This window comes from Immundisolibacter sp. (assembly GCF_028696615.1).
Taxonomy (GTDB): Bacteria; Pseudomonadota; Gammaproteobacteria; order Immundisolibacterales; family Immundisolibacteraceae; genus Immundisolibacter.
Window position 1 is genome coordinate 1 of sequence record NZ_JAQVGQ010000147.1, and the last position, 6,991, is coordinate 6,991.

Below are 6,991 nucleotides of genomic sequence, written 5' to 3' on the forward strand. Positions count from 1 at the left end.
CGGCTTCGAGCGCCTGCACGACGTGGCGCGCCGCGAGGGCATGCTGGCGGTATTCGAGGCGCGCAAGCAAACGCGCACCTTCTGGGGCGAGCGGCTGATGGCGAGCCCGGCCATCCTGGAGCGCTTTCGGCAGATGTACGCCGAGACCTCGCCGCTCACATTCCTGAACTTCCCGCTGCTGCGCCCGGCCGCCAAGCAGGCCATCTGCGACGCGCTGGCCCGCCACCGCATCCCGACCTTGGTGCTGATGGGCGTGCAGGACCCGCATCCGCACGAGATGATCGCCCACTGGAAGGCCGACTACCCGGACTGCCACGCGCTCCTGCTGCCGGACTGCGGGCATTACGTGGCCATCGAAAACCCGGCCGATTTCAACCGGGCGGTGCTGAACTTTCTGGCCGGGGTGCGGCTTTACGGCGGGGCGGGCTGAGGCCGCCGCTTCGGCACAGCAACGACTGCCTGCGCCCGGCGCCTCAAGACGCCGACGGCAGATCCCGCCACGCCGGCGCGGTCGGCCCGTCGGCCACGGCATCGCCGCGGGTCAGCCGCAGCAACCAGTCCCGCAGGCCGGTGGCATCGCCGGTCTGCACACGCGCCTTGAGGTCCAGCAGCAGCTGCGCCGCCTGTTCGGCATCGAGCGTCGGCTCGCGCACCCGCCACAGTTTGGGGTGCCCTGTGGGCTCCACGCCGGCGCGCTGCGAGTGCAGGTCCTCGAACAGCTTCTCGCCCGGCCGCAGTCCCGTGAAGACGATCGGAATCTCGGCCTCGCTGCGCCCGGCCAGGCGCAGCATGAGCCGCGCCAGGTCGACGATCTTCACCGGCTCGCCCATGTCGAGCAGGAAAATCTCGCCGCCCTGCCCCATCAAACCCGCCTGCACCACCAGCTGCGCGGCCTCCGGAATCGACATGAAATAGCGCGTCACGTCCGGGTGCGTGACGGTGATCGGCCCGCCGGCCTCGATCTGCGCCCGGAACAACGGCACCACGCTGCCGGATGATCCCAGCACGTTGCCGAAGCGCACCGCCACGAAACGCGTGCCGCCCGGCCGCTGCTGTGCCTGGCACACCAGCTCGGCCAGGCGCTTGGTGGCGCCCATGACCGAGGTCGGCTCGACCGCCTTGTCGGTGGAAACCAGCACGAACTTCTCCACCCCCGCCGCCTGCGCCGCCCGCGCCGCCGCCCAGGTGCCGAGCACGTTGTTCTTGATCGCCTCGAGCGGGTTCTCCTCCATCAGCGGCACGTGCTTGTAGGCGGCGGCGTGGAACAGCAGCGCCGGTTGCTGCTGGCGCAGCAGATGTTCCATGCGCACGGCGTCCTTGACGTCGCCGATCACCCACACCAGCTCGGTGTCGTGCGCCTGCGCCTCCAGCTCCTGGCGCAGGCGGTACAACGCGTACTCGGACTGCTCCAGCAGCACCAGCCGGCGCGGCCGAAAGCGCACGATCTGCCGCACCAGTTCCGAACCGATCGACCCGCCGGCGCCGGTCACCAGCACGCAGCGCGGGCGCAGCCAGTCCGCCAACCCCACGTCGTCCAGCTGCACCGGATCGCGCCCGAGCAGGTCGTCGAGCTCGAGCGCGCGCAGCGCGCTCACCGTCACCCGCCCGTGCAGCAAATCGTCCAGCGCCGGCACGGTGTGCACCGCAAGGCCGGCGGCCGTGCACAGATCGTGCAGGCGCCGCCGCAGGGCGTGTGAGGCTGCCGGCAGCGCCAAAATGACCTGCCGCACGCCCAGCCGCGGCGCGATGACCGCCACCTCGTCCAGCCTGCCGAGCACCGGCACGCCGTGCAGATGGCGACCCTTGAGGCGCGGATCGTCATCCAGCAAGCCCGCCACCCGCCACGGCGCGGGCGCGCGGTACAGCTCGCGCAGCAACATGTCGGCAGCGCTACCGGCGCCCAGCACCAGCACCGGCTGCGACTCGCCCGCAGTCGAACCCAGACGCTGGTCCTTCCAGGTGCGGTAGGCAAAGCGGCTGCCACCCATCAGCAGCACCAGCAGCAACGGGTCCAGCAACAGCACCGACCGCGGCACCACCGTTTTGACGCGGAACAGCACCAGCACGCACGGCACCAGCAGCGCGGCCACCGCCACCGCGCGCACGATGCGCCGCAAGTCCGGCAGGCTGGCGAACCGCCAAAGGCCCCGATACAGGCCAAAGCGCCAGAACAGCACCGCCTGCAGCGGCACCACCCACGCCATCGCGGCCAAGGCGTCATCCAGGTACGCCGGCGGCAGGCTCAGATTGAAGCGCAGCGCGTACGCCGCCAGCCACGCCAGGCACGCGGCCAGGGCATCGTGCAATACGACCAGGCCGATGCGGCCTTTTGACTTCATCATGCGGGCCTCACGTTTCGGGCTGACCGGCGCGCAACCATACCGCGAGCGCCAGCAGCGGTGCATAGGCGACCAGCAAGCCGACGCCGCCGTCGAGCCCGCCGGTCGCCACCCAGGCGGCGATCGGCAGCAGCCAGCCAAGATCGATGGCCGCCACCGCCAGCGTCACCGGCCGGTGACGCCCCAGCCGGCGGGCCGCGTGCTGGTAGGCGTGGCTGCGGTGCGCCTCATAAACCCGCTCGCCACGCAGCAGGCGCCGCAGCAGCGTGAAGGTGGCATCCACCACGAACACGCCGAGCAGGATCAGCCAGCTCCACAGCAGGCGCGGCTGCGCCAAGGCCGCCTGCAGCGACAGGATGCCGAGCGTGATGCCCAAAAACCCACTGCCGGCGTCGCCCATGAAAATCCGCGCCGGCGGGAAGTTCCAAACCAGAAACCCAGCCGCCGCGCCGGCCAGCAGCAGCGGCGGCCACACCCCGGCGGGCCCACACCCGGCCAGCAGGCTCACGCCGGCGGCGCCCAGACACACGCCGATCGCCTCCACCCCGGCAATGCCGTCGATGCCGTCCATGAAGTTGTACAGATTGAGCAGCCACACCAGATACAGCGCCGCCAGCCCAGCGGCAAGCCAACCGGCGGCCAGCGTGTGCCCGAACAGCGTCAGCGGCGGCGCGCCGCCCAGCCAGTACAGCGCCCAGCCGGCGGCGGCGAAATGCCCCAGCAGCCGCCAGCGCGCCGCGATGTGGCCGTGGTCGTCCAGAAAACCGAGCAGCGCACAGCCGGCGCCAGCCCCCAGCAACGCCCAGGCGCTGCGCCAGTGAACGATGCCGCTGGCGGCCAGCCACGGCACGGCCAGTAGAAAGCTCGTCACGATGGCCACGCCCCCGCCGCGCGGCGTCGGCGTGGTGTGCGAACTGCGCGCGTTCGGGATGTCGAGCAGGCGGCGCGCCAGCGCATAACGGCGCATGGCGCCGGTCAGCCACCACGCCAGCGCCGCGACCGCGGGCAGCACAAGCCACGCGCTCATTCAGCGCTGCGCCAGGAAAGCACGGGCGGTTTTTCGCAGCGCGTCGTCCACCGTCACCGGCGGCGTCCAGCCCAGCAGATCGCGGGCTTTGCCGATGTCCACCTGCAGCGAGCCGCACAGGCGCTGGGCCACGGGCGCGCGACCGAGCAGGCGTGCCGCACCCTCCAACCAAGCGGCCGGCACCGGTAACAGGCGCGCCGGCTTGCCGAGCGCCACGCCCAGACGCCGCAGCAGCTCGGTGGTGGACAGATCCTCGCCGTCGCCGGCCAGAAACACCTGCCCCGCGGCGGCCGGATGATCGACGCAGGTCGTCAACAGATCGACCAGGTTGTCGAGCGCGACCAGGCTGCGGCGGTTGTGGATGGCGCCGAGCGGCAGCGGCAGGCCGCGTGCCAGCCAGCCCATCAGGCTGCGGAAATTCGCCTTCACGCCCGGCCCGTACACCAGCACCGGGCGCACGATGACGAGCTCCATGCCGGTCTGCCCCGCCACCGCCCACAGCGCCTGCTCGGCCTCGTGCTTGGAGATGCCGTACGGATCGCACGGCGCGGGCACATCGTCGGCCGTGAACGGCCTGCCCGGGGCGCTGCCTTCGCCGTTGACCTTGATGGAACTTGCGAACACCAGCCGCCGCACGCCGGCCTCGGCCGCCTGCCGCGCCAGTGCCAGCGTGCCCTGCACATTCACCCGCCGGAACTCGGCCAGCGGGTCGGCCGCGTCGTCGCGCATCACATGCACGCGTGCCGCCAGATGCACCACACAGGCCACGCCGTCCAGCGCGGCGCGCCAGTCGGCATCCGGACCCAGATCCGGCGCGTGCACCTGCCGCGCGCCGGCCGGCAGCACCGCCGCGGTGCGCACGGCCGCCAGCGTCGGCACGCCGTCTGCCAGCAGCCGCTCGACCAGCGCACGGCCAACAAAGCCCGACGCGCCCGTCACCAGCACGGGCCCAGGCGCCGGAGCATTGAAAGAACCTTCAGACATCGACCCGCCTCAATCCGCCGTCAGCGCGGCGATCGGCTCCCAATCGATCTCCACCTGCGCCAGCGCGCCGACCGCCTGGCGGCCGGTGAACTCGCGCACCTCGGGCACGCCAAAGCGCCCGTCCTGCAGGCAATAGATGGTCACGATGCGGTCCACCGGGTGCACCAGCCAGTACTCGCGCACTTGGGCACGCTCGTACACGGCGCGCTTGAGGATGTGATCGTGCCCCGCCGTGGCCGGCGACAGCACCTCCACCACCCAGTCCGGCGCGCCGCGGCAGCCGCGCTCGTCCAGCTTGCCCGGATCACACACCACCGACAGGTCCGGCTGCACCACCGTGTCGACCGCGTCGTCCGGCTCGCCGGCGCGCGGCAGGCGCACGTCGAACGGCGCGATGAACACCCGACACGACTGGCCCTGCAACGCATTGGCCACCTGGCGCGCCAGTTCGAGCAGCACTTCCTGGTGCCGCCGCGGCGGTGCCGGCGCCATGGCGTAGGCGACGCCATCGATCAGCTCCCAGCGACCGTCGTCCGGCCAACTGCAGTACTCGGCATAGGTGTGACGCGCCTGGTCGCGCTTGGGCAGTCCCATCGGGCGGTCCTCCAAATACGGTTCGGCCGATTATCCGGCCGCCTTACGCTCGGCGGGCATTCGACACATGGGCTGAGCGACGCCGTCAACGCGACAGTGTCGACAATATTCGCTGAATCCGCCGCTGCAAAGGCGGCAGGTCGCGGATGATGGTCTTCCAGACCATTTCCAGATCAACCTTGAAATAGCCGTGCGCCACCGCGTTGCGCATTTGGTAGGCGGCGCTCAGCGGCAGGTCAGGGTACTGCCTTGCAAACTCCGGGCACCTTTGCTCGATGTTCCGACTGGCTTCGCCGATGATCTCCAGGTTGCGGATCACCGCGTCCTGGATCATTGGGTTTTGCGCAAACGCTGGCTCGCTGACGCCCTCGGTGTAGCGGGCTATCCGCTCGATGGCCTCGGTGATGTGCGTCAGATAATCAACCAGTCGCGGCGGGGCCAATGTCATACGGGCCGCGCCTCTGCCAGCACCTGGGCACGGAACTGGTCGGGCAGCGCATTGGGCGTCAATACATCCACTTCAACACCCAACAGTTGGATCAGTTCGTGGCGGATGGCGCCAATGTCCAGCAACGTCGTCTCGGGTGTTGGATCAACCAGAATATCCAGATCGCTGTTCTCGGTATCTCGACCGTGGAGTACCGAGCCGAACACCCGCGCATTGCGGGCGTGGTGTGCTTCCACCACGCTGCGGATGGCGGCTGCGTGCCTGAATATCGCGTCCGAGGGCCTCATGGCCTGATTCTAGCGACGGCCCTCACCGGCCGCCACCGATGAGCTTGGGCATGGTCGCCCACCGGCCTGGCCGCCGCGCGGTGCACGCCCGCGTGCCCCGAACGAAAGCGCCGAATAAATCAGGAGCGGCTGCAGCCGCGAATTCCCGGGCGAGGCACGGCACCCGACCCGGCGCCCATCTGCGGCGCGCCGGTAACGCCGAGCACCGCCAGCAACTGCGCATTGATCCGGCGCACGTCGAAGCGCTCCTCGGCCAACTGCCGGCTGCGCCGGCCCATGGTTTCGATCAGCGCCGGCTGCTCGATGAACCGGCTCATCCGCTCGGCGAGTGCGTCGACGTCGCGCACCGGCACCAGAAAGCCGTTCTCGCCGTCGATCACCGTCTCGCGACAGCCGGGCGCGTCGGTGGTGATCACCGGCCGGCCCATCGCCATCGCCTCCTGCGTGCTGCGCGGCAGCCCTTCCCGATAGTAAGAGGGCAGCACGTAAACGCTCGCCCGGGCCAGCCAGGGTTTCACGTCCACGTGGCCCGCCCATTCCAGCACGCCTTGCGCCACCCACGCCTCGACCTCGGCGCGCGTGAGGCCGCCCGGGTTGGGGTCGAGGCCGCCCAGCAGCACGAACCGCGCCTCGGGGTGGCGGGCCTTCACCCGCCGGGCCGCTTCGGCGTACTCGGCAATGCCCTTCTCGCGCAGCAGGCGGGCCGCCAGCACGAAGGTGACCGGGCCCAGCACCGGCGGCGCCGGCGGCCATTCGGCGAGGTCGACGCCGATGCCACCAAGGCGAAAGGCTTTTTGCCTCGCAACCAGGCCCCGAGAGACGAATTCGTCCACATCGTCTGAGTTCAGAAAAATCACCTGCGCCGCCTTCGCCAGCGCTGCGCGATAAAGGCGGCCCACGGCACCGCGCAACTGACGACGCCGCCAAGGTAGACGGTCGCCAGACGCGGTAAACACGTAACCCAAGCCTTCGATCATGGCCACCCGCCGCGGCACGCGCGCCAGCCAGGCCGCCAGCGTGCCGTAGATCACGGGCTTGGCAAAATAGGCAAAGCTCACGTCCACGCGCAGCCGGCGCAGCACCGCCGCCAGGCGCAACATGTCCATTCCGTCGCGCAGCGGATTCATGCCGGTGCGGTCGAGCGAAATGTCCACCGGCTGGGCGCCGAGGGCCCGCACGATGTCGCGCTGCCGGTCGTCATAGTCCGGCGCCAGCGCGAACACCTCGACGCCAGCCTGCACCAGCTCGCGCACCAATGGGCCGCGGAAGTTGCCGATCGAGAAAGCCTGACTGGAAATCAGGGCCAGGCGAG

At 70.2% G+C, this 6,991-nt stretch carries 8 protein-coding genes; 1 reads left to right on the plus strand and 7 read right to left on the minus strand.

Annotated features, from left to right (window positions below; translation table 11 throughout):
* Positions 1-430 (plus strand): alpha/beta hydrolase (locus PHC73_RS09945; RefSeq protein ID WP_300127424.1); only part of this gene is annotated, 430 nt, incomplete at its 5' end.
* A 43-nt stretch (positions 431-473) separates the two neighbouring features.
* On the opposite strand, the gene PHC73_RS09950 is transcribed toward PHC73_RS09945, so the two are convergent.
* The 7 genes from PHC73_RS09950 to PHC73_RS09980 all read right to left on the minus strand — a co-directional run.
* Entirely contained in the window at positions 474-2,342 is a 1,869-nt protein-coding gene (locus tag PHC73_RS09950) for a nucleoside-diphosphate sugar epimerase/dehydratase (protein WP_300127427.1), read from the minus strand.
* A gap of 7 nt (positions 2,343-2,349) precedes the next feature.
* Entirely contained in the window at positions 2,350-3,366 is a 1,017-nt protein-coding gene (locus PHC73_RS09955) for a glycosyltransferase family 4 protein (RefSeq protein WP_300127429.1), read from the minus strand.
* Positions 3,367-4,350: an SDR family oxidoreductase gene (locus PHC73_RS09960; RefSeq protein WP_366949851.1), complete on the minus strand. Its 984-nt coding sequence runs from the start codon at positions 4,348-4,350 to the stop codon at positions 3,367-3,369. It abuts the gene before it with no gap.
* A gap of 9 nt (positions 4,351-4,359) precedes the next feature.
* The gene (locus PHC73_RS09965; RefSeq protein ID WP_300127435.1) at positions 4,360-4,944 is read right to left on the minus strand and encodes a Uma2 family endonuclease; all 585 of its coding nucleotides are present in this window, start codon (positions 4,942-4,944) and stop codon (positions 4,360-4,362) included.
* Between the two features lie 85 nt (positions 4,945-5,029).
* On the minus strand, positions 5,030-5,392 hold the full coding sequence (locus PHC73_RS09970) for a DUF86 domain-containing protein (protein ID WP_300127438.1): 363 nt from the start codon (positions 5,390-5,392) through the stop codon (positions 5,030-5,032).
* Entirely contained in the window at positions 5,389-5,679 is a 291-nt protein-coding gene (locus PHC73_RS09975; protein WP_300127441.1) for a nucleotidyltransferase family protein, read from the minus strand. The genes PHC73_RS09970 and PHC73_RS09975 overlap by 4 nt, the downstream gene beginning before the upstream one ends.
* Positions 5,680-5,798: 119 nt before the next feature.
* Positions 5,799-6,991 (minus strand): glycosyltransferase family 4 protein (locus PHC73_RS09980; protein WP_300127444.1); only part of this gene is annotated, 1,193 nt, incomplete at its 5' end.

Excerpts from the sequence above, each read along its gene's own strand:
- PHC73_RS09950 (WP_300127427.1), bottom strand. The coding sequence starts at position 2,342 with ATGATGAAGTCAAAAGGCCGCATCGGCCTGGTCGTATTGCACGATGCC.
- PHC73_RS09955 (WP_300127429.1), bottom strand. The coding sequence starts at position 3,366 with ATGAGCGCGTGGCTTGTGCTGCCCGCGGTCGCGGCGCTGGCGTGGTGG.
- PHC73_RS09960 (WP_366949851.1), bottom strand. The coding sequence starts at position 4,350 with ATGTCTGAAGGTTCTTTCAATGCTCCGGCGCCTGGGCCCGTGCTGGTG.
- PHC73_RS09965 (WP_300127435.1), bottom strand. The coding sequence starts at position 4,944 with ATGGGACTGCCCAAGCGCGACCAGGCGCGTCACACCTATGCCGAGTAC.
- PHC73_RS09970 (WP_300127438.1), bottom strand. The coding sequence starts at position 5,392 with ATGACATTGGCCCCGCCGCGACTGGTTGATTATCTGACGCACATCACC.
- PHC73_RS09975 (WP_300127441.1), bottom strand. The coding sequence starts at position 5,679 with ATGAGGCCCTCGGACGCGATATTCAGGCACGCAGCCGCCATCCGCAGC.